This is a genomic window from Roseixanthobacter psychrophilus, from assembly GCF_043195195.1.
In the GTDB taxonomy this organism is placed as follows: Bacteria; Pseudomonadota; Alphaproteobacteria; order Rhizobiales; family Xanthobacteraceae; genus NCEH01.
Genome location: NZ_JBAFWT010000022.1, coordinates 52,995 through 76,570, shown reverse-complemented (window position 1 = coordinate 76,570; position 23,576 = coordinate 52,995). Strand labels below are relative to the sequence as shown.

Below are 23,576 nucleotides of genomic sequence, written 5' to 3'. Positions count from 1 at the left end.
CCAGGATTTCCCTTCAGCATGACCACGGCCAAGCCGCGCGGCAAGTCCCAAGATGCGCTGCAACATGACGCGATGGCCGGCCGCCTCCACCGCTCAGTTTGACGTGCCGAGACAAAGTCGTTAGCAGGCGGGACCCTTCCGCAATGCACAATCCATGTCCGACCTTTTCGGCCTCGCCTTTCCCTTCTTCGGTCTGATTTTCCTTGGCTATGCGTGTGGTCGCTTCGTGCGGCTGCCGGAGGAGGGGCTTGCCTGGCTTTCCTTCTTCATCATCTATGTCGCGCTGCCGGCGTTGTTTTATCGCATCGTCGCGCAAACGCCGTTCGCGCAGCTGATCAATCCCGGCTTCATCCTTGCGGTGGTTGTCTCCACGTCCTTCTGTGCTTTACTTGCGCTCACCATCGGGCTGTGGCTGCGTCGCGGCAATGTGGGCGAGGCGGCGATCGCGACCACCATCGGCGCCTATGCCAATGTGGGATACATGGGCCCCGGCCTGACCCTCGCCGCGCTGGGGCAGGATGCCGCCACACCCGCCGCGCTGATTTTCGCGTGCGACAGCCTGTTCTTCTTCACCCTAGTGCCGCTGCTGATGGGCGTGCATGGCCGCAGCGAGAGCCTTCTGCACACGTTGGGGGGCGTGCTGAAGCGGGTGCTAACCCATCCCTTCAATATAGCTACGCTGTTGGGGATCGTGTCCGCTGCGTTCGAATTCCGCGCCCCCGGCGCTGTGGAGCGGATGCTGGACTTCCTGAAAAACGCCGCCGCCCCATGCGCCTTGTTCACCCTTGGCGTTACGGTGGCTCTGCGCCCGCTTGGTCGTGTGCCGCGCGAGCTGGCGCCGCTTCTGGCGCTGAAGCTGCTGGTTCATCCTCTCATCGCGCTGATGGCCCTGACGACGCTCGGCGTGTTCTCGCCCACCTGGGTGAAAACCGGCGTGCTCATGGCCTCTCTCCCTCCAGCGCTCAACGCTTTCGTGCTGGCGCGGCAGTACAAGGTCTATGTCGAAGAGGCCTCGGCCAGCGTCCTTTTGGGGACGCTGCTTTCGGTGATCACGGTGACGGGTGTGCTCTATCTGATTCAGCAGAACCTGCTGCCGCTGCACATGATCCGCTGAGCCGTCAGGCAGCGCGCGCACCGATGCCGAGCCGCATCAGGCCGCGCCGCAGCGGACCAAGCCGGTCGAGCATGTAGAGTCCGAGGCCCCGCACCCCTTGGATCGGCACCAGATCCGACAGAAGCGAGCGATTGAGCAGGTCCACTGCTGCCATTCGCCCGCTCACGTCGTTGCGGCGGTCGCGGGCATAGCTCTCCAGCACCTTTTCGCTGCCGGGGTCTGAGCCCTTGGCGATCGAATCACTCGCCAGCGCCACCAGGGTCGCAGCATCGCGCAGGCCGAGGTTGAGCCCCTGGGCCCCGATGGGCGGCATCACATGGGCGGCCTCTCCCATCAGCGCCACACGGGGAGCGATGACCTTTTCTGCCGTTTCCGCCGCGAGCGGATAGGCGCCGCGTCCGCTTTCCACCTCGAACGCGCCCAGGAGAGAGAAGGCGCGCCGCTCCATCTCTCTGGCAAAGGCTCTGGCATCGAGCCCGAGCAGATCCACCGCCTCGCGCTCGCTCACCACACACACGATGGACGAGCGATTGCCGGGAAGCGGCACCAGGGTGAATGGGCCATGCTCCATGTGGAATTCGGTGGAAATGTCGTCGTGCGGACGGGTGTGGCGCACCGTCATGGTCAAGGCGACCTGGGGATAGTCCCGGTGGCGCATGGCGATGCCGACGGCTTCGCGGACTCTGGAATTTCGCCCGTCCGCGGCGATGATCAGGCGGGCGGAGAGATGCCCACCGCTATCGAGCTCCAACTCAACCGCGTCCAGCCCGACATCGAGCTCGGTGAGAGAGGCTGAAATGATGTCGAGATTCGGAGCGGTCTCGCACAGGGAGCGCAACTGGCCCCGCAGGACCTCGTTCTCCAGATTGTAACCGAACGCCTCTAAGCCGATTTCACTTGATCGGAACAGTACCTCGGGGGCCCGCATAAGGCGCCGGGTTCCATCGACGATTCGCAGGTCGCGCAGTGGCGCGGCATGGGGTGCGAGATCATCCCACACGCCAAAATCAGCGAGAATCTGAATCGAGCCTTCCAGCAATGCCGTCGTCCGGTGGTCGACGCCCCGTTCAGGTCCGGTAACGAGGGCCGTGCGAACGCCCTTCCGGGCCAAGCCGAGCGCCGCCGCCAGCCCTGCCGGCCCCGCGCCGACCACCGCCACATCATACTGCGCCATCTCGTTCATTCCGGCCTCCCGGTACTGGTTGCCGCCTATCGGGGTTTGTTGTGTCCCTTTTTACGAGCGCGCGGGGCGCCTGTCGCGCGCCCAGTCGTCTCAGGTCCTCACGGATCTGCGCAAGCTCAGGCCGGAACGCCTTTGCCCGACGGGCAGGGCACGCCTATCATCTGCGCAAAATGGGGCCGCCGGGAGCCGAGAAAATGGTTGGAATTGTGCGTGTGCATCGGACCGGCGGTCCGGAGGTCATGATGTTCGAGCAAGCGGACATTCCCCCGCCGGGACCCGGCGAGGTGAGGCTCCGCCAAACCGCCATCGGCCTGAATTTCGTGGACACCTATTTTCGTAGCGGCCTCTACAAGGCGCCGCAGATGCCTTTCACGCCGGGTAGCGAGGGCGCTGGCGTGGTTGAGGCGGTGGGGCCGCATGTGAACGACTTCCACGCGGGAGACCGCGTCGCCTATGCCACGGCGCTCGGCGCCTATGCCGAAGTGCGCAACGTGCCGGCCTCTGCGCTGGTCCATCTGCCCGCCTCCATCGACGACCGCACGGCGGCGGCGATGATGCTGAAGGGAATGACAGCGCAATATCTCGTACGCCGAACTTTTGAGGTGAAGCAGGGCGATACGATTCTGATCCAGGCTGCAGCGGGTGGCGTGGGCCTCATTCTCTCTCAATGGGCCCATTTCCTCGGGGCGACGGTGATCGGGACGGTGGGGTCGAAGGAAAAGGCCGAGCTGGCGGTGGCCAACGGCGTCGACCACGTCATCCTCTATCGCGACGAGGATTTCGTGCATCGCGTCAAGGAGCTCACCAACGGCAAGCTGTGCGACGTGGTCTATGACGGGGTGGGCCAATCCACCTATCCCGCATCGCTGGACTGTATCAAGCCGCGCGGCCTGTGGGTCAGCTTCGGCAATGCGTCGGGCGCCATCAAGAATTTCGATCTGCTGACGCTGTCGCAGAAGGGTTCGCTCTATGCGACCCGTCCGACCCTTGCCACCCATGTTGCGACCCGTGCGGACCTCCTGGCCACGGCGAACGATCTGTTCGAGGCGGTCATCAAGGGCGCGGTGAAGATTCCCGTCCACCAGACCTATGCCTTGAGGGATGCGCAGACCGCCCATCGGGATCTGGAATCGCGCGGCACCACCGGATCGACGCTGCTTCTTCCTTGAGGACATTCATAAATTTACCTTGCGCTCCGGTTCAGCCTTGCGCCGGGGCGCGCCGTCCATGATATGGTTTGGAATGTCTCAAACGGGGCGGCCTCCCGCTGCTCCCTCCTGCTTCGACGGTCCGTTGCGCCATGATGCGCCAATACGAACTCGTCGAGCGTGTGCGCCGGTATAATCCCAACACCGACGAAGCATTGCTCGACCGCGCCTATGTCTACGCCATGCGGGCGCACGGCACGCAGCTTCGCGCCTCGGGCGATCCCTATTTTTCCCATCCGCTCGAAGTCGCGGCGATCCTCACCGACCTGAAGCTGGACGACGCGACCATCATCGCCGCGCTCCTCCACGACACGATTGAGGACACGGGCGCCACTAAGGCCGAGATCGAGCGCCTGTTCGGCACCCAGATCGCGACGTTGGTGGAAGGCCTCACCAAGATCAAGAAGCTGGATCTGGTCTCCAAGCAGGCCAAGCAGGCGGAAAACCTGCGCAAGCTGCTGCTGGCCATCGCCGACGATGTGCGCGTGCTGCTGGTGAAGCTCGCGGATCGCCTGCACAACATGCGCACGCTGAAATGGGTGCCGCAGGAAAAGCGCGACCGCGTCGCCCAGGAGACGCTGGACATCTACGCGCCCCTCGCCGCCCGCATGGGCATGCAGGACATGCGCGAGGAACTAGAGGATCTCTCGTTCCGTCAACTCTCGCCGGAAGCCTATGCCTCGATCGCCGCGCGGGTGTCCGAATTGCGCGAGCGCAACGGGCTGCTGGTGGAGGAGATCGAGCGCGAGCTCCAGGCCGAGCTGGCGCGCCGCGAGATCAAGGCGGAAGTGAAGGGGCGCGAGAAGCGGCCCTACTCCATCTGGGGCAAGATGGAGCGCAAGGCCATCGGTTTCGAGCAATTGTCGGACCTGTACGGCTTCAGGGTGATCGTGGAGACGGTGGAAGACACCTATCGCGCGCTGGGGGTGGTGCACACCAAGTGGCCCATCGTGCCCGGCCGCTTCAAGGACTACATCTCCACTCCCAAGCCGAACGACTATCGTTCCTTGCACACGACCCTGATCGGCCCGCGCCGCCAGCGTGTGGAATTGCAGATCCGCACCCGCGACATGGACGATATCGCCGAATACGGCATCGCCGCGCATGCGCTTTACAAGGACGCTGCCGGCGAGCAGGGGGCGATGCTCTCCAATGAGAGCCGGGCCTATGCCTGGTTGCGCAAGACCATCGAGAACCTCGCCCAGGGGCTGAGTCCGGAAGAGTTTCTCGAGCACACCAAGCTCGAACTGTTCCACGACCAGGTGTTCTGCTTCACCCCGAAGGGCCGGCTGATCGCGCTGCCGCGCCACGCGACACCCATCGATTTCGCCTATGCCGTGCATACCGACATCGGGAATACGGCAGTTGGCTGCAAGATCAACGGCACCGTGGCGCCGCTGGTATCGGAGCTGAAGAACGGCGACGAGGTGGAGATTATCACCTCAAAGGCCCAGACTCCTCCGGGGGCCTGGGAGACCATTGCTGTAACCGGCAAGGCACGCGCAGCGGTGCGGCGGGCGACGCGCACGGCGGTCCGCGCGCAATATGCCGGCCTCGGCCGCAAGATTGCTGAGCGCTCCTTCTCCAAGGCCGGCAAGGCGTTTTCCGACGAGGCCCTATCCAAGGCCCTGCCGCGATTGGCACGCATGGCCCTCGAAGATGTGTTCTCGGCTGTTGGCCGTGGCGAGATCAAGACCGACGATCTGATCCGCGCCGTTTATCCCGAATGGAGCGCCCAGCGACCCGACGAGCGCAGTTCTGCTGAAAAGGCGCCGAAGGGAGAGGGCTGGTTCGAGCTCAAGCGCGGGCAGAACCTCAAGTTCAAAATTCCCGATGGGCCTGAAGAGGCGAGCATCGGGGCGATTCCAATCCGTGGCATCAATGGCGAACTGCCGGTGCGCTTCGCGCCCGACGGGGGGGCGGTGCCGGGCGACCGGATCGTCGGCATCCTCACGCCGGGGGAAGGCATCACCATCTATCCCATCCAATCGCCGGCGCTGCAGAATTTCGAGGAGGCGCCGGAGCGGTGGCTGGATGTGCGCTGGGATGTGGACGAATTGAGCGATGGGCGCTTTCCAGCTCAAATCGTCGTGACCGCCGTGAACGAACCGGGCTCGCTGGCGCAGGTGGCGACTGTCATCGGCGCGCGGAACGGGAATATACAAGGCATCAACATGCGCTCGCGCTCGCCGGACTTCACCGAACTCCTCATCGACCTCGAGGTGTTTGACCTGCGCCACCTGAACGGCATCCTCTCCGAACTGCGGTCGAAGCCGGTGGTGTCCAGCGCCGAGCGTGTGAATGGCTGAGGGAGTGGAAATCATGCAGGGCGTGCGGCCAGTGCGGCTCGGGATTAACGTGGATCATGTGGCGACGCTACGAAATGCGCGTGGCGGCTTTCATCCCGACCCGGTGCGCGCAGCCGCCCTTGCCTTGGCGGCGGGCGCCGACGGCATCACAGCCCATCTGCGCGAGGATCGCCGCCATATCCGCGACGCCGACATGGCGCGTCTGAAGGCCGAGGTGGCGTTGCCGCTGAATTTCGAGATGGCGGCGACGGCCGAGATGGTAGAGATCGCGCTGAAGACTGCGCCGCACGCGTGTTGCCTGGTTCCAGAAAAGCGCGAGGAGCGCACCACTGAAGGGGGTCTTGACGCGGCGGGTCAGTCGGACGATCTCGCACCGAAGATTGCGGCGCTGAAGGCCGCCGGCATCCGCGTGTCCCTCTTCGTTGCCCCGGATCCGGTGCAGATCGAGGCTGCGCGGGCGCTTAATGCCGATATCGTGGAGCTTCACACCGGCGCATGGTGCGATCTGAGGACAGCAGGCAGGATGGATGAGGCGAAAGCTGAGTTCGCGCGCTTGGCCGCCGCTGCCATTCAAGCCGAAGCTCTTGGGCTTGAAGTGCATGGCGGCCACGGGCTGGATTATCAGACCGCCCGCCAGATGGCCGCCTTGCCGGAGGTGGTGGAACTCAATATCGGACACTACATCATCGGCGAGGCCATCTTTCACGGGCTCGAAAGCGTGATCCGCCGCATGCGTGAATCGATCGCACTGGGGCGGGCGCAACTGCGAACGGAACAGGCCGCATGATTCTCGGCATGGGCTCGGATTTCACCGACGCGCGGCGCATCGCGCGTTCCATCGAGCGATTCGGTGACCGCTTTCTGGATCGGGTTTTCACGCCGCTGGAGCGCGCGAAGGCTGACCGGCGCATGCGTCGGGCCGAGACCTATGCCAAGCGCTTCGCTGCCAAGGAAGCATGTGCCAAGGCCCTCGGTACGGGGCTGAGCCACGGTGTATTCTGGCGCGACATGGGGGTGGTGAACCTGCCCAGCGGCAAGCCGACGCTGGCGCTGACCGGCGGAGCCGCTGCCCGTCTCGCCGCGATGGTGCCGGACGGTTACGAACCGCGGATCGAGCTGAGCTTGACCGACGAGGGCCCGCTTTCCGCTGCGTACGTCATCATCAGCGCCGTGCCGTCCGGCACACCGGACCCAGGCCGTGCTAGGGCCGCATAACCCACGGCCGGCGTATGCACGTTTGCGCGATGCCCGCGTCCAACGCATGGCCGCTGCGTTGCCGCTCGTGAACGAACGGTCTATAGCTGGCCGGTGTCGCGCGGGGCATTTTTGGCCCGTGCGTCCGTGCGACCGCCTCTCGGGCATAAGTTTGCTGCACAGTGTGCACGGACACCATACATCGGACCCTCTATGACCGCAGCCAGCGATTCCAAGAAGGAAGGCGGTTTCCTTGAAACCGTCAAGGTCATCATCCATGCGCTCTTGATTGCGCTGGTGATCCGCACCGTCCTCTTCCAGCCCTTCAACATTCCTTCGGGGTCCATGAAGGACACGCTGTTGATTGGCGACTATCTCTTCGTTTCGAAGTTCAGCTACGGCTATTCGCGCTTCTCCATTCCGTTTTCCCCAAACCTGTTTTCCGGCCGAATCTTCGGGGCGGAGCCGACCCGGGGCGACGTGGTGGTGTTCAAGCTGCCGCGCGACAATGAAACCGACTATATCAAGCGTGTTGTCGGTATGCCCGGCGACCGCATTCAGATGATTGACGGCGTGTTGAACATCAACGGTGTACCGGTGCAGCGCGAACGCCTGACCGACATAACGGAAGACGACGGCAGCGGCCGTGTCGTTCCCATCAAGCGCTGGAAGGAGACGTTGCCGAACGGCGTCTCCTACGAGACACTTGATCTCGTGGACAATGGTTTTTACGACAATACCCAGGTCTATAATGTGCCGCCGGGCCATTACTTCATGATGGGCGATAATCGCGACAATTCGGCCGATAGCCGCGTTTTGAGCCAGGTGGGTTACGTTCCGTTTGAGAACCTTATCGGCAAGGCGCAGTTGATCTTCTTCTCCATCGACGATCACGCGCAGGCCTGGCAGGTCTGGACGTGGCCTTGGTCGGTGCGGTGGTCGCGCCTGTTCAGCATGGTGCGATGACCACTCCCGTGCCTGATCTATCGCCGCTCGAAGAGCACATCGGCCACGTCTTCGCTGACCGCAGCCTGATCGAACTCGCCTTGACGCACATCAGCGTCGTCAAGGGCGATACGCCACGTGTGCGCTCCTACCAGCGCCTGGAATTCCTCGGCGACCATGTGCTCGGCTCGATCGTGTCGCACATGCTCTACGCCGCCTTTCCCCAGGCCGAGGAGGGCGAACTCTCCCGCCGTCTTGCGGATCTCGTGCGCGAGGAAGCCTGCGCCGAGGTGGCAGAGGACATGAACATCGGCGCCTTCATCCGCCTCGGCAATGGTGAGACCCAGTCGGGCGCTCGCAGTCGCCGCACCATTCTCGCCGACGTCACCGAGGCGGTGGTCGCCGCAGTCTATCTCGACGGCGGGTATGAGGCAGCACATGCTCTGGTGGAACGCTTCTGGCGCGCGCGCTTGGTGGCGCCACGCCGGCCCTTGCGCGATGCCAAGACCCATCTGCAGGAATGGGCCCAGGCGCGGGGCCTGCCGCCGCCCTCCTATCGTGATGTGGAGCGCAGCGGGCCGGATCACGCGCCGAGTTTCCGCGTACGGGTCGAACTCCCTGGTCTTGCCTCAGCGGAAGCCATAGGATCATCCAAGCAGGCGGCGCAGAAAGCTGCGGCCGCTGCATTCCTGGCGCGCGAGGGCGTGCCCATCGGGAGCGAACCATGAACGACGCGGTCACCCCGCCGACCACGGCCGAGGGACAGACGCGCTGCGGTTTCGTCGCCCTCCTCGGCGCGCCAAATGCCGGCAAGTCCACCCTGACCAATGCCTTGGTGGGCACCAAGGTGTCGATCGTCTCCCACAAGGTGCAGACCACCCGCGCCATCGTGCGTGGCATCGTGCTCGATGGGCCGGCGCAGATCATCCTAGTGGACACCCCTGGTATCTTCTCGCCCAAGCGGCGGCTGGAACGGGCCATGGTCTCGACCGCCTGGACCAGCGCTTCGGACGCGGATCTTGTCGCCCTGCTGGTGGATGCCAATCGCGGCGTCGATGCGGAGATCGAGGCCCTGCTGGAGCCGCTGAGCCAGGTGCGGCACCCGCGTGCCCTGATCATCAACAAGATCGACCTCGTGAAGCGCGAGTCCCTGCTGGCGCTGGTGGCGGGGCTCACCGAGCGCCTGCCGTTCGAGAAAGTGTTCATGATCTCCGCGCTCAAGGGCGATGGCATCGAGGACATCAAGCATTGGTTCGCACAGTCGATGCCGTATGGGCCATGGCTCTATCCCGAGGATCAGATCACCGATGCCCCCATGCGCATGCTGGCGGCAGAAGTGACGCGGGAGAAGTTGTTCCTGCGCCTGCATGACGAACTGCCCTATCGCTCGACGGTCGAAACCGATTCCTGGAAGGAATTGCGCGACGGTTCCGTGCGCATCGAACAGACCATCTTCGTCGAGCGGGAAAGCCAGCGTAAAATCGTGCTGGGCAAGGGCGGTGCGGCCATCAAGGCGATTTCCACGGAGGCCCGCAAGGAAATCTCCGAGATCGTCGAAAGCCCGGTGCATCTGTTCTTGTTCGTGAAGGTGCGCGAGAATTGGGCCGACGATCCCGAGCGCTATCGCGAAATGGGCCTGGAATTCCCCCGGGGGGACTGACGCCGCCGTGGAATGGACCGACGAGGGCATTGTCATCGGCGTGCGTCGGCACGGGGAAAGCAGTGCCATCGTCGAGCTGATGACGCGCGAGCACGGCCGCCATCTCGGCCTGGTTCGGGGCGGAATGTCGAAACGCCAAGCTCCGCTGATCCAAGCGGGCAACAGCATGCGCGCCGTCTGGCGCGCACGGCTTGAGGGCGGTCTCGGCCTGTTTTCTCTTGAAGCCCTCAGCGTGCGCACCGACCTCATGATCCAGGTGCCCCATGCCGCTTTTGGCATGAGCCATATGGCGAGCCTGCTGCACCTGCTGGCGGAGCGCGACCCGCATCCTGGCTTGTACGACGTTCTGGATGCCATACTCGAAGCGATCGCAGATGCAGAGGCTGCTGGCGTACTGTTGGCTCGCTTCGAATTGGCGATGCTCGCGGAACTTGGGTTTGGGCTGGATTTGGCCGTGTGCGCCGCGACCGGCGGGCGAAATGATCTGGTATTCGTTTCACCGCGAACGGGCCGGGCCGTGTCTGAAAGCGCTGGCGCGCCATATGCCGAACGCTTGCTGGCCTTGCCCACCTTCCTGATTGGTGGCCCGGTGCCGCCGCCGCGGGAGGATTTGGCGGCCGCCTTTGCGCTCACCGGACATTTCTTGGCTCAGCGGATCTTCGAGCCGCGCGGGGAGCGCCTGCCCGAGGCGCGCGAACGCTTCCTGCTGGCGCTCCAGCGGGAGGCCGCGCGGGCCTCCCGGGGGGCGGGTTAAGCGTCAGTAGGGACGGGGACCATAATAGGGGCCAGGTCCCGGACCTGGACGGGGTCCCGGGCCATAAACGCGAGCCGGACCGTAAACGCGACCGCGCGGAGGACCGACCCAGACCCTGGAGCAACGCGTGGTGACAATGCGCCGGCCGTAGGCCCAGCGCGTCACCGGGCGGCAGACGCGCCGCCATGCAACGGTCTCGGCCTGGACGCCCGATCCGGCGAGGCCGAGCGGGGTTGCCGGAACCAACGGCATGGCATTGGCGGCGCCGGCCAGCGAGACAATTCCAAGAGCTGCCGCACCGCAGAAAGCAATTACAAGGTTTTTCATTTCCGCTTCTCCTCTGAAGCTCCCAAACACGCCGCTCGGCGTATGGACAGAAGGTGAAACGCTTGAGTGTCGGGCTTATGTTCCCGATTAATATCGCGGATTAATTCGCGGTAACCGAAAAGGTAATGCGGGCAACGGTTCTTGAATGCTCGTTCACATAGATAAATCAAACTGGGGGTTGCGTTCAGTCTTGCGGCCAACACGAGGTGAGGGTGTGACAAACCTGTGCACTAACCTGCACCGGCTTGTGCGCGGACGCGGGGCGCGCTAGTGCCATGCCATGGCTACCAGCACCCTTCCTCCTGCAGGCGATGGCAATATCGAGCCGGTCGAGTTGAAGGCGGCGCTCGAAGAACGCTATCTCGCCTATGCCCTGTCCACCATCATGCACCGGGCGCTGCCGGACGCGCGCGACGGGCTGAAGCCGGTCCACCGGCGCATTCTGCACGCCATGCGCCTGTTGAAGCTGGATCCGGAAGCCGGCTTCAAGAAATGCGCCCGCGTCGTGGGCGACGTCATCGGCAAGTTCCACCCGCACGGCGACCAGGCGGTCTATGACGCCCTGGTGCGCCTGGCGCAGGATTTCGCCCAGCGCTACCCGTTGGTGGACGGGCAGGGCAATTTCGGCAATGTGGACGGCGATAATGCCGCCGCCATGCGATACACCGAAGCGCGCCTCACCGAGACCGCGCGTCTGCTGCTGGACGGCATCGACGACGACGCGGTGGATTTCCGCCCCACCTATGATGGCTCCGAGGAGGAGCCGGTGGTGCTCCCCGCCGCTTTCCCGAACCTGCTGGCCAACGGCTCCCAGGGCATCGCGGTGGGCATGGCGACCTCGATCCCGCCGCACAATGCCGCCGAGCTGCTGGATGCGGCGCTCCACCTGCTGGACCATCCCGACGCGCCAGCCTCCGATCTGTTGCAATTCGTGCCGGGACCGGACTTTCCCACCGGCGGCGTGCTGGTGGAAGACCCTGTCGGCGCCGCGGAAGCCTATGCCACCGGTCGCGGTTCGTTCCGCGTGCGGGCCCGCTGGCACAAGGAAGACACCGGGCGTGGCACCTACCTGGTGGTGGTGACGGAAATTCCCTATGGCGTGCCGAAATCGCGCCTGGTGGAGAAGATTGCGGAACTGCTCACCGACAAGAAGCTGCCGCTGCTGGCCGATGTGCGGGATGAGAGCGCCGAGGATATCCGCTTGGTGCTGGAACCGCGCACCCGGACGGTGGATGCCGAAGTTCTGATGGCCAGCCTGTTCAAGCTCACCGAGCTTGAGGCCCGCGTTTCGTTGAACATGAACGTGCTGGTCCGCGGGCAGATCCCCAAGGTTCTGTCGCTGGCCGATGCTTTGCGCGAATGGCTCGCCCATCGACGCGACGTCCTGCTGCGCTCATCGCGGCATCGTCTCGGCGAGATCGCCCACCGGCTGGAAGTGCTGGGCGGTTATCTTGTCGCCTATCTCAACCTCGACGAGGTGATCCGCATCATCCGCGAGGAGGACGAGCCCAAGCTCTCGCTCATGTCCACGTTCGAGCTGACGGACGTGCAGGCGGAGGCCATCCTCAACATGCGCCTGCGCGCCTTGCGCCGGCTCGAAGAGATGGAAATCCGAAAGGAACACGACAAGCTCAGCAAGGAGCAGGACCAGCTCAACAAGCTGGTCGGGTCCGAGCCCGCCCAATGGAAGGCGATCGGTAAGGAGATCCGCGAGACCCACAAGCGCTATGGGCCGGACACTGCCATCGGCCGGCGCCGCACCAGCTTCGGGGTTGCGCCCGTGTTCGCAGACGAGGCTTTCAGCGAGGCGCTGGTGGAACGCGAGCCGGTCACCATCGTAGTAACCCAGAAAGGCTGGATCCGCGCGCTCAAAGGCCATGTGGCCGATGTGTCGGGCCTTCAGTTCAAGGGCGACGATAGCCTCGCCCACGCTTTCTATGCCGAGACCACTTCGCGCGTCATGGTGTGGGCCACCAATGGCCGTTTCTACACCCTGGACGCATCCAAGCTCCCTGGCGGGCGCGGCCATGGCGAGCCGATCCGCCTGATGATCGACCTGGAGCAGGAGGCGGAGATCGTCAGCGTCTTCACCTATGTGGGCGGACGCAAGCTTCTGGTGGCCTCGCGGGAAGGGCGCGGTTTCCTGGTTGCGGAGGACGATTGCCTCGCCAATACCCGCAAGGGCAAGCAGGTGCTCTCGGTTGATGCGCCCGACGTGGCGACCGCTGCTGTCGCGGCCGCCGGCGATACGGTCGCGGTGATCGGCGACAATCGTAAGTTGCTGCTGTTCCCGCTCAATCAGGTGCCGGACATGGTGCGCGGGCGCGGGGTGAGGCTGCAGCGCTATCGCGAGGGCGGCTTGTCCGACATCAAGGTGTTCGCCCGAGCCGACGGGCTCACCTGGGAAGATACCTCCGGCCGCACATGGACGGTGACCGAGCTGCTGGAATGGCAAGGAGAGCGGGCCTCCTCCGGTCGTCTCCCGCCCAAGGGCTTCCCTCGCAACAACAAGTTCGGCTGAGGCCATGACGGACGCGGTCGAAACGCGCGCCCGCGCTTCCGCCGTCGGCGCCAGTATCGCTCCCTTTCGGCCAGCACGCACCGGCGCGGGGAACTGCGCCTGGTGCTGCTTGCGGCCGTGGTCGGCATCCTTTCCGGCGCGGTTGCGATGGCGATCAGCAGCGGCGCGAAATGGATGCATGTCGTCCTGTTCGGCGCCGGTGCGGATGGCATGCTCAGCCGCCTTCCCAGCCTGTCGCAGCCCTATATGTACCTGATCCCCGCAGCTGGCGGGCTGGCGATCGGCTTGCTGGCGTGGATCGTGCGCAAGTTGAGGCCCGGTGGAATCCGCGACCCGATCGAGGCGAATGCGCTCCATGGCGGGCGGATGTCTCTGCTCGACAGCGCCATTCTCTCGGTCCAGGTCATGCTGTGCAACGGTTTCGGTGCCTCCGTCGGCATGGAGGCGGGCTATAGTCAGGCGGGGGCCGGCATAGGCTCGGTCATCGCCGCTCGGCTCGGCCTCAGCCGCGGGCAATGCCGCGTGCTGGTCGGATGCGGCGCGGCGGCCGGCATCGCCGCCGCATTCCATGCCCCCCTGACCGGAGCGTTTTACGGCTTCGAGCTGATCATCGGGGTCTATGCCATTCCCTCTGTCGCGCCGGTGATGACTGCGGCGCTGCTGGCGGTATTGACCGTCCGCACGCTGGGAGCAGAGCCGTTTCCCATCGTCGTGCCGCCGATTCCGGACCTGACGCTTGCGGATTATCCGCCCTTCATCCTGCTCGGCCTGATCGGCGCCGGGGTGGCGATATCAATCATGCGGCTGGTGACCTTGGTCGAGAAGGGATTCCAGCTCAGCCGGGTACCTTCCCCGTTGCGCCCCATGATCGGCGGGCTCGGGGTGGGCGCGCTGGCCCTCTACAGCCCGCAGATCATGTCGAGCGGAGAAGGGGCCCTGCACATCCAGGTGGGGACCGGTGTCACGCTATCGGTGCTCCTGGTCTTCCTGCTGAAGATCTGCGCCTCTTCCTTGTCCCTGGGATCGGGGTTTCGCGGCGGCCTGTTCCTGGCGGCGCTGTTCCTCGGCTCGCTCATGGGCAAGCTGTTCGCCGGGGCCGCCGCACTTGCAGGACTTCCGGTTGATCCCGTGGTCTCGGCCGTGGTGGGCATGGCCGCGCTGGCGGTGGGCATCGTCGGCGGGCCGTTCACCATGACCTTCCTGACGCTTGAGACCACCGGCGATCTCGCGATTTCCGGCCTCGTCCTCACCGCCGCGATCGCCTGCTCCCTCACGGTGCGGGAAACGTTCGGCTATTCCTTCTCAACCTGGCGGCTGCACCTGCGCGGCGAGAGCATTCGTGGCGCCCATGATGTGGGCTGGCTGCGGGATCTCACGGTCGGCAGGCTGATGGAACCGGTACGCGCAACCTTTTCCGCCGACGGGACCCAGGCCGCCTTCCGCGCCGCCTTTCCGCTCGGCCAGATCCGCCACGTCACGCTGCTGGATGGCGAAGGGCATTATGCCGGGCTGGTGCGGGTGGCACGCGTCTATTCCGCCGGGCAGGACGGGCCGATCGGTGCGTTTGCCCAGCACCGCAACGCCGTTCTCCATCCCGACATGAATGTCACCGAGGCGGCGGCGGTGTTCGGCAATGCCGATACGGAGATGCTGGCGGTGGTGGACCCCGCCTCCGGCAGGGCGCTCGGCCAGTTGCATGAGGTCGAGGCCCTGCGCCGCTACGCCCACGAGGTGGAGGCGGCGCGGCGCGACCTCTCGGGTGGCGATTGAGCCTCAGGACCCGAGTGGCTTCGCCGCCATGTGGGGAATTGGCAGGCTCGAGAGCAGCTCGCTTGCGCCGGTCCACATGATCTGCAGGCCGATGCACAGCAGCACGAACGCGAACAGGCGCACCAGGATGTTGGTCCCGTTGGGACCGAGCACGCGCTCGATCTCGCCGGCATAGCGATAGGCGAGGAAGATACTGGCCGACACCGCGATCAGGCCCAGGAGCGCGGCTCCCACTTCCAGCACGAGCATCTGGTAGGAAAAGAAACTATTGCTCGACACCTGACTGCCCAACGCGATGGCGGTCGCGATCGAGCCGGGGCCGACCGTCAGCGGCATTGTCAGGGGATAGAAGGACTGGCTCTCGATGCGCAGGATATCAACGTCCTGCGAGGAGTTCTGGTCGGTCTCGCGGTCGGCGGGTGCATTCCCCTGGTGCAGGATCTGCCAGCCGACAAAGGCCACCACCAGCCCGCCGCCGACCCGCACCACCGGCAGGCTGATGCCGAAGAAGGTGAGGATGTGCGAGCCCAGAACCATCGAGCACAGCAGGAGAACAAAGCCATAGGTGGCGATCTTGCGGGCGATCAGGGCGCGGGCGGCAGGTGAGGCGGCCCGGGTAAGTTGGAAGAAGATCGGCGCGCCACCGAGCGGGTTCACGACCGGGAACAGGGCGGCGAATACCGCCAGGAAGACGTTGAAGAACTGGCTCACCCGTTAAGCCCCCCGCTTGATCAGAGCACGCGTGTGTCGCAGTTCCGGCCGTATTGCAAGGACGTTTCGGGGCGGGCCGTCGCGTTGGCTGCTCCGGTCAAATGTTTCATGTGAAACACGCGTTTTGGGAGAAGAACCGCAGAGTCATCGTGATTTTCCGCGGCCTTTCTCCAGATTTTGGTCGAGAATTGGCAAATTCTGCGGATGTCTTCGCGTCGCCGCGCCATCATCGGCAAAACCGCCACGAACGGGAGGTCAGCAGCGGGCGGTCAGGCCTCCACGCGGTCCCAGCCCTGCGGCGAAAGACGCTCCTGGGGTAGGAAGCGGCGCTTGTAGTCCATCTTGCGCGAACCGCTCACCCAATAGCCGAGATAGACATAGGGCAGGCCCATGGTCCTGGCCTTGGCGATATGGTCGAGGATCAGGAAGGTGCCGAGCGAGCGGTCGGGGATGTTGGGGTTGTAGAAGGAATAGACCATCGACAAGCCGTCGCTCAGTACGTCGGTGAGGGCCACCGCGAACAAATCGCCGATGCCCCGCCCGTTGATGCGCGTGTCCGGGCCGAGCTTGCGGTATTCCACCAGCTTGGATTGCACATGGGTGTCTTCCACCATCATGGCATAGTCGAGCACGCTCATGTCGGCCATGCCGCCGGAGCCGTGGCGGGTGCTGACATAGGAGCGGAACAGGGAATATTGCTCGGAGGTCGGCACGGTCTCACGCAGCGTACCGCCGATGTCGGCATTGGCCGCAAGGATGCGACGGAAGCTGCGGCTTTCCTTGAATTCGTCCACGCAGATGCGCACGGAAACGCAGGCACGGCACCCCTCGCATGCCGGCCGGTAGGCGATCGACTGGCTGCGGCGGAACCCGCCCTGGGTGAGTACGTCGTTGAGCGCGGTGGCGCGCTCGCCCACCAGATGGGTAAACACCTTCCGCTCCTCTCTGCCCGGAAGATACGGGCAGGGCGAGGGGGCGGTCAGATAGAATTGCGGTGTGTCACGCGGGTGCTCGGTCACGATACTCAGGCCTCGAAGTTAGTCAGCATCGCTCCGAGGTTCGAGTCGGTCAAAAGATTTTGCGTCCTCGTCTTGCGAAATTTACCGGCGGCGCAGAAGGCTCGCGCGCGATTCGGTGTTCACGATCACCGCGCCCAGCAGGAAATCGTGCAGCAGCCGGCGCCGGTCGTTGAACAGGCCGACCAGAAGGACGAACGGCGTGAACACGCTGACCGATACCCAGAATGCCACCGCATGGACGCCGCCGAGCACGGAATAGGCCGGCGCGCCGTACCAGGTGCGCATCTCCAGTTCCATCAGCCGCATGCCCAGCGTGGCCGAGGCCGGCGAGCCGAGGGTGAGCGCGTTATAGGCGATCGCCCAGACCACGAACGCGGGGCCGAGCAGGGGAAACAGCATCCAGCCGAGGCTCAGCGTGAAGATGCCGAACATGAAGATGAATATGGCCAGCAACATGATCGGGCCGATGATCATCGTGGCATCGACAGCGAATGCCATCAACCGACGCGAGAGAACCCTCTCGAAATATTCCGGGTGGGTCACCGGGTCATAGGCATGGCCCCGCGACGCAGTGGAATAGCTGCGGGAGTCTCCGGGCGTGTATGTCATCTCGTCTCGCTCCATGCACCTTAAGGTGGTGTGCGATTCCTTTCGCCGCAAGAACCGCCCTTGCCGTAACGAAACGATGCCGCCACGACCTCGCCCATCTCGCCACCGACAAGGGCGACGACGCCATCCGAGGACCGGACCCTCCATGTCTTTACCCGCCATTGCCCGTCGCATTGCCCTGCTGCTTCTTCTTGCCGGATTGCCCCTCAAGGCTCACGCCATCTCCCCCTATCCGGTCGAGGGCCAGAGCGGCATGGTGGTGAGCGAGCAGGCCCTCGCGGCCCGCGTCGGCGCCGACATCCTGCGGCAGGGCGGCAATGCTGTCGATGCGGCGGTGGCGATGGGCTATGCCCTTGCCGTGGTCCACCCGTGCTGCGGCAATCTCGGCGGCGGCGGCTATATGCTGGTGCGCCTGGCCGACGGAACCGCGACCTTCATCGATTTCCGCGAGACCGCACCGGGGGGAGCGAGCGCCGGCATGTATCTCGACGGCGCCGGCAATGTGATCCCCGAGGCCAGCCTCAGGGGATGGCAGGCGGTGGCGGTTCCCGGCACGGTGATGGGGCTGGATGCGGCGCTCGCGCGTTTCGGCACCCTCTCGCGCACCCAGGTCATGGCCCCCGCCATCGCCCTCGCAGCCGAGGGCTATCTGCTCTCCGCCGGCGATGCGGCGATCCTGGCCACGGGGACGGCGGATTTCCGCGCCGATCCCCAGCTCGCCGCGATCTTCCTGAAGGACGGCGCGCCCCTGAGGGCCGGCGACCGGCTGGTGCAGGGCGACCTTTCGGCGACCCTTTCGGCGATCGCGGCGCACGGCCCCTCCGCTTTCTACCGGGGCGACATCCCCAAGCGGATCGCGGCGGCAAGCGCTGCCGGCGGCGGCCTTCTCAGCGCGCGGGATCTTGCCGATTACGCCGTGCGCGTCGAAGCACCTCTGCGCTGCACATATCGCGGCTATGACATTCTCACCGCCGCTCCCTCCAGCGCCGGGGGGACGGCGATCTGCGAGATCCTCAACATCCTGGAAGGCTACGACCTGTCCGCCTCGGGCTTCGGCGCGGCCGAGACCGTGCATGTGATGGCCGAGGCCATGCGCCATGCCTTCATCGACCGCAACTCGGTTCTCATCGATCCGGCGTTCGGCGCCAATCCGCTGTCCCGGCTGCTGTCCAAGGATTATGCGGTGTCGATCCGGGCGCGCATCGATCCCGCGAAGGCCGGCGTCTCGACGCCCGGGGATGTGGGCGCGGCGCCCCACGAAGGCACCGAGACCACCCATTATTCGGTCGCCGACGCGGCGGGAAATACGGTCGCCGTCACCACGTCCCTCAATGCCTATTTCGGCGCCCGCGTCATGGCGCCCGGAACCGGCGTGTTCCTCAACGACACCATGGACGATTTCACCGCCAAGCCCGACACGGCCAATGCCTTCGGCCTGGTGCAGGGCGCACGGAACGCGATCGCTCCGGGAAAGCGGCCGCTGAGTTCCATGAGTCCCACCATCGTGGTTCACGACGGCAAGCCGTTCCTGGTGCTGGGCTCGCCGGGCGGCTCGCGAATCATTTCCTCGGTGATGCAGGCGATCGTGAACGTGATCGACCACCGGATGACGCTTCAGGAGGCGGTGGACGCCCCCCGCATTCATCATCAATGGCTGCCGGACGTGCTGTTTGCGGAGCCCTATGCGCTCTCGCCCGACACCATCCGCGTCCTGGTGGCGATGGGGTACAAGGTCGTGGTGCAGCGGCCCTGGGGCGCGGTGGAGGCGATCCAGTTCCACGAGGCCGGCGCGGCCGGCCCGCAGCAGCCCGCCTTCGGCGCGGACACGCTGAGGCTCTGGAAGCCGAAGCCCGGCACCGTGTTCGGGGCCAATGACAACCGCCGTCCGGCCGGGGCGGCGGTGGCTCCCTGATTGGTGGGTGACTGACCGGCGGACCCCGGCTCAGGGGCGGCGACTTACCATTCGGTGCCGCCGGCACCGAGCCGCTCGACCGGCAGGCCTTCCGCTTCCAGGGCGCGCTGGATGTTCTGCGCATGCTGGGCGTCGCGGGTCTCCACCGTCAGGTCGAGCCGGGTGCCCTTGGCCGGAACATCCAGGAAGGTGCGGCGGTGGTGCACTTCCAGGATATTGGCGCCGAGCTGGCCCAGCAGCGTGGTGATCATGCCGAGCATGCCCGGCCGGTCCAATATGGTCAGCCGGAACGAGACGATGCGCTGCTCGCGCTCCAGTTCGCGCACCAGAATGCTGGCCAGCACCCGCGGGTCGATATTGCCCCCGCAGAGGATCAGGCCCACGGTCTTGCCCCGGAAGCGCTCCTTATCGCTCAGCATGGCGGCGAGGCCGGCGGCGCCGGCGCCTTCGGCCAGCACTTTCTGGTTGGTCAGAAGGGCGTTGACCGCCTGCTCCAGGCGCGTCTCCTCCACCAGCACGATATCGGACACGAGGCGGCGGATGATTTCAGCGGTCATGGTGCCCACGTTGCGCACCGCGATGCCCTCCGCCAGCGTGGGGCCGCCGCAGGGCCGGGCAATGCCGGTCAGGGCCGACCACATGGCGGGGTAGAGCGCGGCCTCCACGCCCACCACTTCCGTGGCGGGCGACAGGCCCTTGGCCGCCAGCGCCACGCCCGAGATCAGCCCACCGCCGCCGATCGGCACGACGAGTTGATCGAACATCGGCCCATCCTCGATCATCTCAAGGCCGACCGAGCCCTGGCCGGCGATCACGTCCTTATCCTCATAGGGATGGACGAACACGCGGCCTTCCACGGCGGCGATGCGCAGGGCTTCCTGCTCGGCGTCTCCGACACCCTCGCCATGCAGGATCACGCGGGCGCCGAACGCCTCGGTCGCGGCGATCTTCACCTGCGGCGTGCTCTCGGGCATGACGATGGTGGTGGAAATGCCGAGCCGCGTGCCGTGATAGGCCACCGCCTGCGCATGATTGCCCGCCGACATGGCGATGACGCCGCGCCTTGCTTCCTCTGGCGTAAGCCGCGCCAGCTTCACAACCGCGCCGCGTTCCTTGAACGAGGCGGTCATCTGGAAGGTTTCGTACTTCACCCAGACCTCCGCGCCGGTGAGCGCAGACAGGCGGGGCGCGCGCAGCGTGGGGGTGCGCACCACCGCCGCCTCCACGATGTCGCGCGCCGCCAGCACGTCCGCGAGAGTGACGGGAAGGGGCGCAAGGTCGGTCGGAAGCGCGTCGGCGCGCATGGGCAATCCTCGGAACGGGCATTCAGCCGGGCACGCGATGCGCCCGGGGAAGCGACCTTCTCACCGGACGCTGGCCCAGCGCCACCCGTTAAGGGCACCGCCGGCCGGTCGAGGCGGTTTTCCCGGCTCGGGATGCGCCGCGTGCCGCCTCAGAGCTGTTCCAGCAAAAGTGCGAAGCGGTTTTGCGTCCGGAATTGCGATAAAATTAATATTTAGAGCAGGTTAGGCGAACCGGGGTTTGCCGAACCTGCTCTAGCGGCCGGCGGCGAGGCGTTCTGCGACGCGGGGGGCGAAATAGGTCAGGATGCCGTCGGCGCCCGCGCGCTTGAAGGCCATCAGGCTTTCCTCAACCACCCGCTCGCCGTCGAGCCAGCCGTTGCGGATCGCGCCCTCGATCATCGCGTATTCGCCCGACACCTGATAGGCGAAGGTCGGCAGGCCGAACGCTTCCTTGAGGCGATAGACGATGTCGAGATAGGGCATGCCGGGCTTCACCATCAGCATGTCGGCGCCCTCGTCCACGTCGAGCGCTGCCTCCCGCAGGGCCTCGGCGCCGTTGGCCGGGTCCATCTGATAGGTCCGCTTGTCGCCGGTGAGGGTTTTCGCGGTGCCGATGGCGTCGCGGAACGGGCCGTAGAAGGCCGAGGCATATTTCGCCGCATAGGACATGATCTGCACGTCCTCATAGCCGGCCCGGTCGAGGCCGGCGCGGATCGCGCCGACGCGCCCGTCCATCATGTCGGAGGGGGCGATCACGTCCGCTCCCGCCTGCGCCTGCACGATCGCCTGATGCACCAGGATGGCGACCGTCTCGTCGTTCAGGATGCGCTCGCCTTCCAGCAGGCCGTCGTGGCCGTGGCTGGTGTAGGGGTCGAGCGCCACGTCGGTGATGAGGCCGATGTCCGGCACCTCGGCCTTGATGGCGCGCAGCGCGCGGCACACCAGATTCTGCTCGTTCAGCGCCTCGCTGCCGGTGGGATCGCGCAATGTGGGCTCGGTGTAGGGAAACAACGCGATGGCCGGGATGCCGAGCTTGGCGGCACGCTCGGCGGCGCGCACGATCTCGTCCACCGACAGGCGATCCACCCCCGGCATGGAGGCGATGGGTGTGCGCGTCGCGGTGCCTTCCACCACGAACACCGGCCAGATCAGATCGTCGACGGTGAGCGTGTTCTCCCGTACCAGCCGCCGCGCCCAGCCCGACTTTCGGTTGCGACGCAGGCGCTGCACCAGATCAAGGCTATCGCGCGCCGGGTCGGCAGGCGCGGGGGCGGCGGGGAAACGGGCAACGGGAGAAGACATGAAGAGCACTCGCGATCATGCGGCGGGGCTGAAAGCCCGCAAGCCGACGTTATAGGCCTAGATCGTCCGCAGGGCGAGACGATGACGAGCGGCGGGGTGACGCGCGCGCCGGCCGCCACGTTGACGCACGCGGATGCGCCCGCTAACCCTCGGCGGCCTGATCCTCCAGGCCTGCCCCCGCATCCTCATCTCCTAAGGAGCCGCTGTGAGCACCGAGCCTGACGTCCTGCTGGAGCGCCGGGGGGAAGCCGGCATCATCACGCTCAATCGCCCGAAGGCCCTCAACGCGCTGAACCTGACGATGGTGCAGGCGATCCATCCGCAGATGAGGGCCTGGGCGCACGACCCCGCCGTGACGCGGGTGATCATCAGGGCGGCGGGGGAAAAGGCGTTCTGCGCCGGGGGCGACATTCGCGCGATCTATGATCACGGACGCAACGGGCAGGTGGAGGAGGCGCTGCGCTTCTGGTTCGAGGAATACCAGCTCAACCATTATATCGGCACCTATCCCAAGCCATATGTCGCGCTGATCGACGGCATCTGCATGGGCGGGGGATTCGGCCTGTCGGCCCACGGCCCGTACCGGGTGGCGGGGGAGCGCTATCTGTTCGCCATGCCGGAAGTGGCCATCGGCCTGTTTCCCGACGTGGGGGGCACCCATGTTCTGCCGCGCCTGCCGGACGCGAAGGGGGTCTATCTCGCCCTGACCGGCGCGCGCATCAAGGCGGCCGATGCGGTCTCCGCCGGCCTCGCCACCCATTTCGTCCCCTCCGCCGGATTTGCCGCATTGGAGCAGGCCCTGATCGCCGGCGGCGACGTCGGGGAGACCCTTGCCGCCCATGCGCGCGATCCCGGCCCGGCGCCCCTCGACCGGTACAAGGCGGTGATCGCCGACGCGTTCGCTCGCGAAGATGTGTGGGCGATCCTCCAGCGCCTCGACGAGATCGGCGCAGGGGAAGGGGAGGCGGCCACCTTCGCGCGTGAGAGTGCCGCCAGCATTCGCGCCAAGTGCCCGACCTCGGTCGCCATCGCCATGGAGCAGATGCGGCGCGGGCCCGCGCTCGACCTCGCGGGATGCCTGATCGCGGAATATCGTGTCGTCAACCGGGTGGCGCGCGGCCACGATTTCTACGAAGGTGTGCGCGCGGTGATCGTCGACAAGGACAATGCGCCGCGCTGGGTGCCGGCCCGCCTCGAAGACCTGGATCCCGCGGTCGTCGCCGGCCATTTCGCTCCCATCGACCACGAATTGACCTTCGCGCCGGACCCTGCATGACCCATTATGATCCCATCGACGCCAGCGCCCGCGCCCATCTGGAGCGCCTTACGCCCTGGCGCCGGCGGCTGGTGTTCTTCCTGCGCGCGGTCTCCCTCTTCCTGCTGGCGGAGGGCGTGTATCAGTGGGCGGTCATCTGCGGCATCGGCGATGGGGCAACGAATTCCTTCGAGAGCCTGCCGCCCTCGGTGCAGGCGGGGATCATCTGGGCGGCCATCATCGATCCCATCGCCGGGGTCGGCCTGTGGCTCGGCGCCGGTTGGGCGGTGGTGCTGTGGCTTTTGGCGACGCTGAGCCAGGTGATCCTCGGTGCCTGGGCGCCCCCTGGCATGGGGCGCCTGCTGATCCTGACGCTGTTCGAGCTCGGCCTTGTGGTGGCCTATGCGGTGCTCTCGATCCGCGCCGCGCGCGAAAGCGACGAGGACTGACCCGCGCCTCGTGTTTCACGAGCGCGCATT

General features: G+C 65.6%; 20 protein-coding genes. 14 read left to right on the top strand and 6 right to left on the bottom strand.

The features are described 5' to 3' along the window. Nucleotides 1–154: 154 nt before the first annotated feature. Nucleotides 155–1,114, top strand: a complete 960-nt coding sequence (locus tag V5F77_RS18380) for an AEC family transporter (protein ID WP_429006786.1) — start codon at nucleotides 155–157, stop codon at nucleotides 1,112–1,114. 4 nt (nucleotides 1,115–1,118) lie between these two features. Here the strand turns inward: V5F77_RS18380 and V5F77_RS18375 are convergent, their stop codons facing one another. Beyond that, nucleotides 1,119–2,297, bottom strand: a complete 1,179-nt coding sequence (locus V5F77_RS18375) for a UbiH/UbiF family hydroxylase (protein ID WP_429006785.1) — start codon at nucleotides 2,295–2,297, stop codon at nucleotides 1,119–1,121. Between the two features lie 194 nt (nucleotides 2,298–2,491). On the opposite strand from V5F77_RS18375, the gene V5F77_RS18370 reads away from it, so the two are divergent. The 10 genes from V5F77_RS18370 (at nucleotide 2,492) to V5F77_RS18325 (ending at nucleotide 14,985) form a co-directional block, all read left to right on the top strand. Next, on the top strand, nucleotides 2,492–3,466 hold the full coding sequence (locus tag V5F77_RS18370; RefSeq protein ID WP_429006784.1) for a quinone oxidoreductase family protein: 975 nt from the start codon (nucleotides 2,492–2,494) through the stop codon (nucleotides 3,464–3,466). A gap of 131 nt (nucleotides 3,467–3,597) precedes the next feature. After that, nucleotides 3,598–5,814 (top strand): RelA/SpoT family protein, encoded by a 2,217-nt coding sequence (locus V5F77_RS18365; RefSeq protein WP_429006783.1) that lies wholly within the window; start codon nucleotides 3,598–3,600, stop codon nucleotides 5,812–5,814. A gap of 13 nt (nucleotides 5,815–5,827) precedes the next feature. Beyond that, a complete protein-coding gene (locus V5F77_RS18360; RefSeq protein WP_429006794.1) occupies nucleotides 5,828–6,601 on the top strand; it encodes a pyridoxine 5'-phosphate synthase in 774 nt (257 codons plus the stop codon). Beyond that, the gene (acpS, locus tag V5F77_RS18355) at nucleotides 6,598–7,029 is read left to right on the top strand and encodes a holo-ACP synthase (RefSeq protein WP_429006782.1); all 432 of its coding nucleotides are present in this window, start codon (nucleotides 6,598–6,600) and stop codon (nucleotides 7,027–7,029) included. Before V5F77_RS18360 ends, acpS begins: the two co-directional genes overlap by 4 nt. A 192-nt stretch (nucleotides 7,030–7,221) precedes the next feature. After that, nucleotides 7,222–7,974 carry a signal peptidase I gene (lepB, locus tag V5F77_RS18350; RefSeq protein WP_429006781.1) on the top strand — a complete coding sequence of 251 codons (753 nt, stop codon included), beginning with the start codon at nucleotides 7,222–7,224 and terminating at the stop codon, nucleotides 7,972–7,974. Beyond that, a complete protein-coding gene (rnc, locus tag V5F77_RS18345) occupies nucleotides 7,971–8,681 on the top strand; it encodes a ribonuclease III (RefSeq protein WP_429006780.1) in 711 nt (236 codons plus the stop codon). The genes lepB and rnc overlap by 4 nt, the downstream gene beginning before the upstream one ends. Continuing rightward, nucleotides 8,678–9,613, top strand: coding sequence for a GTPase Era (gene era / locus V5F77_RS18340; protein ID WP_429006779.1), 936 nt, complete (start codon nucleotides 8,678–8,680; stop codon nucleotides 9,611–9,613). The genes rnc and era overlap by 4 nt, the downstream gene beginning before the upstream one ends. A gap of 7 nt (nucleotides 9,614–9,620) precedes the next feature. Continuing rightward, a complete protein-coding gene (recO, locus tag V5F77_RS18335) occupies nucleotides 9,621–10,367 on the top strand; it encodes a DNA repair protein RecO (protein WP_429006778.1) in 747 nt (248 codons plus the stop codon). Nucleotides 10,368–10,974: 607 nt separating this feature from the next. Then, entirely contained in the window at nucleotides 10,975–13,215 is a 2,241-nt protein-coding gene (gene parC, locus V5F77_RS18330; protein WP_429006777.1) for a DNA topoisomerase IV subunit A, read from the top strand. A gap of 102 nt (nucleotides 13,216–13,317) precedes the next feature. Next, on the top strand, nucleotides 13,318–14,985 hold the full coding sequence (locus tag V5F77_RS18325) for a chloride channel protein (RefSeq protein WP_429006776.1): 1,668 nt from the start codon (nucleotides 13,318–13,320) through the stop codon (nucleotides 14,983–14,985). A gap of 3 nt (nucleotides 14,986–14,988) precedes the next feature. Here the strand turns inward: V5F77_RS18325 and V5F77_RS18320 are convergent, their stop codons facing one another. The 3 genes from V5F77_RS18320 to V5F77_RS18310 all read right to left on the bottom strand — a co-directional run bounded on the left by V5F77_RS18320 (nucleotide 14,989) and on the right by V5F77_RS18310 (nucleotide 17,324). Continuing rightward, on the bottom strand, nucleotides 14,989–15,696 hold the full coding sequence (locus tag V5F77_RS18320) for a MarC family protein (protein WP_429006775.1): 708 nt from the start codon (nucleotides 15,694–15,696) through the stop codon (nucleotides 14,989–14,991). A gap of 269 nt (nucleotides 15,697–15,965) precedes the next feature. Continuing rightward, nucleotides 15,966–16,715, bottom strand: coding sequence for an arginyltransferase (locus V5F77_RS18315; protein WP_429006774.1), 750 nt, complete (start codon nucleotides 16,713–16,715; stop codon nucleotides 15,966–15,968). A gap of 81 nt (nucleotides 16,716–16,796) precedes the next feature. Further along, entirely contained in the window at nucleotides 16,797–17,324 is a 528-nt protein-coding gene (locus tag V5F77_RS18310) for an RDD family protein (protein ID WP_429006773.1), read from the bottom strand. A gap of 145 nt (nucleotides 17,325–17,469) precedes the next feature. Here V5F77_RS18310 and ggt point away from each other — a divergent pair, with 145 nt between their 5' ends. Then, the gene (gene ggt / locus V5F77_RS18305; protein WP_429006772.1) at nucleotides 17,470–19,236 is read left to right on the top strand and encodes a gamma-glutamyltransferase; all 1,767 of its coding nucleotides are present in this window, start codon (nucleotides 17,470–17,472) and stop codon (nucleotides 19,234–19,236) included. 44 nt (nucleotides 19,237–19,280) lie between these two features. On the opposite strand, the gene V5F77_RS18300 is transcribed toward ggt, so the two are convergent. Together V5F77_RS18300 and hemB are read right to left on the bottom strand one after the other, a co-directional pair. Further along, complete coding sequence (locus V5F77_RS18300) at nucleotides 19,281–20,540, bottom strand: threonine ammonia-lyase (RefSeq protein WP_429006771.1); 1,260 nt, start codon at nucleotides 20,538–20,540, stop codon at nucleotides 19,281–19,283. A gap of 252 nt (nucleotides 20,541–20,792) precedes the next feature. Next, on the bottom strand, nucleotides 20,793–21,842 hold the full coding sequence (hemB, locus tag V5F77_RS18295) for a porphobilinogen synthase (protein ID WP_429006770.1): 1,050 nt from the start codon (nucleotides 21,840–21,842) through the stop codon (nucleotides 20,793–20,795). Nucleotides 21,843–22,047: 205 nt separating this feature from the next. Here hemB and V5F77_RS18290 point away from each other — a divergent pair, with 205 nt between their 5' ends. Beyond that, a complete protein-coding gene (locus tag V5F77_RS18290) occupies nucleotides 22,048–23,118 on the top strand; it encodes an enoyl-CoA hydratase/isomerase family protein (protein ID WP_429006769.1) in 1,071 nt (356 codons plus the stop codon). After that, entirely contained in the window at nucleotides 23,115–23,546 is a 432-nt protein-coding gene (locus tag V5F77_RS18285; protein WP_429006768.1) for a DUF6163 family protein, read from the top strand. Before V5F77_RS18290 ends, V5F77_RS18285 begins: the two co-directional genes overlap by 4 nt. Nucleotides 23,547–23,576: the final 30 nt, after the last annotated feature.

Excerpts from the sequence above, each read along its gene's own strand:
- parC (WP_429006777.1), top strand. The coding sequence starts at position 10,975 with ATGGCTACCAGCACCCTTCCTCCTGCAGGCGATGGCAATATCGAGCCG.
- V5F77_RS18360 (WP_429006794.1), top strand. The coding sequence starts at position 5,828 with ATGCAGGGCGTGCGGCCAGTGCGGCTCGGGATTAACGTGGATCATGTG.
- V5F77_RS18375 (WP_429006785.1), bottom strand. The coding sequence starts at position 2,297 with ATGAACGAGATGGCGCAGTATGATGTGGCGGTGGTCGGCGCGGGGCCG.
- hemB (WP_429006770.1), bottom strand. The coding sequence starts at position 21,842 with ATGTCTTCTCCCGTTGCCCGTTTCCCCGCCGCCCCCGCGCCTGCCGAC.
- V5F77_RS18380 (WP_429006786.1), top strand. The coding sequence starts at position 155 with ATGTCCGACCTTTTCGGCCTCGCCTTTCCCTTCTTCGGTCTGATTTTC.
- ggt (WP_429006772.1), top strand. The coding sequence starts at position 17,470 with ATGTCTTTACCCGCCATTGCCCGTCGCATTGCCCTGCTGCTTCTTCTT.
- V5F77_RS18285 (WP_429006768.1), top strand. The coding sequence starts at position 23,115 with ATGACCCATTATGATCCCATCGACGCCAGCGCCCGCGCCCATCTGGAG.
- V5F77_RS18370 (WP_429006784.1), top strand. The coding sequence starts at position 2,492 with ATGGTTGGAATTGTGCGTGTGCATCGGACCGGCGGTCCGGAGGTCATG.
- V5F77_RS18300 (WP_429006771.1), bottom strand. The coding sequence starts at position 20,540 with ATGCGCGCCGACGCGCTTCCGACCGACCTTGCGCCCCTTCCCGTCACT.
- acpS (WP_429006782.1), top strand. The coding sequence starts at position 6,598 with ATGATTCTCGGCATGGGCTCGGATTTCACCGACGCGCGGCGCATCGCG.
- rnc (WP_429006780.1), top strand. The coding sequence starts at position 7,971 with ATGACCACTCCCGTGCCTGATCTATCGCCGCTCGAAGAGCACATCGGC.
- V5F77_RS18365 (WP_429006783.1), top strand. The coding sequence starts at position 3,598 with ATGATGCGCCAATACGAACTCGTCGAGCGTGTGCGCCGGTATAATCCC.
- lepB (WP_429006781.1), top strand. The coding sequence starts at position 7,222 with ATGACCGCAGCCAGCGATTCCAAGAAGGAAGGCGGTTTCCTTGAAACC.
- V5F77_RS18310 (WP_429006773.1), bottom strand. The coding sequence starts at position 17,324 with ATGACATACACGCCCGGAGACTCCCGCAGCTATTCCACTGCGTCGCGG.
- era (WP_429006779.1), top strand. The coding sequence starts at position 8,678 with ATGAACGACGCGGTCACCCCGCCGACCACGGCCGAGGGACAGACGCGC.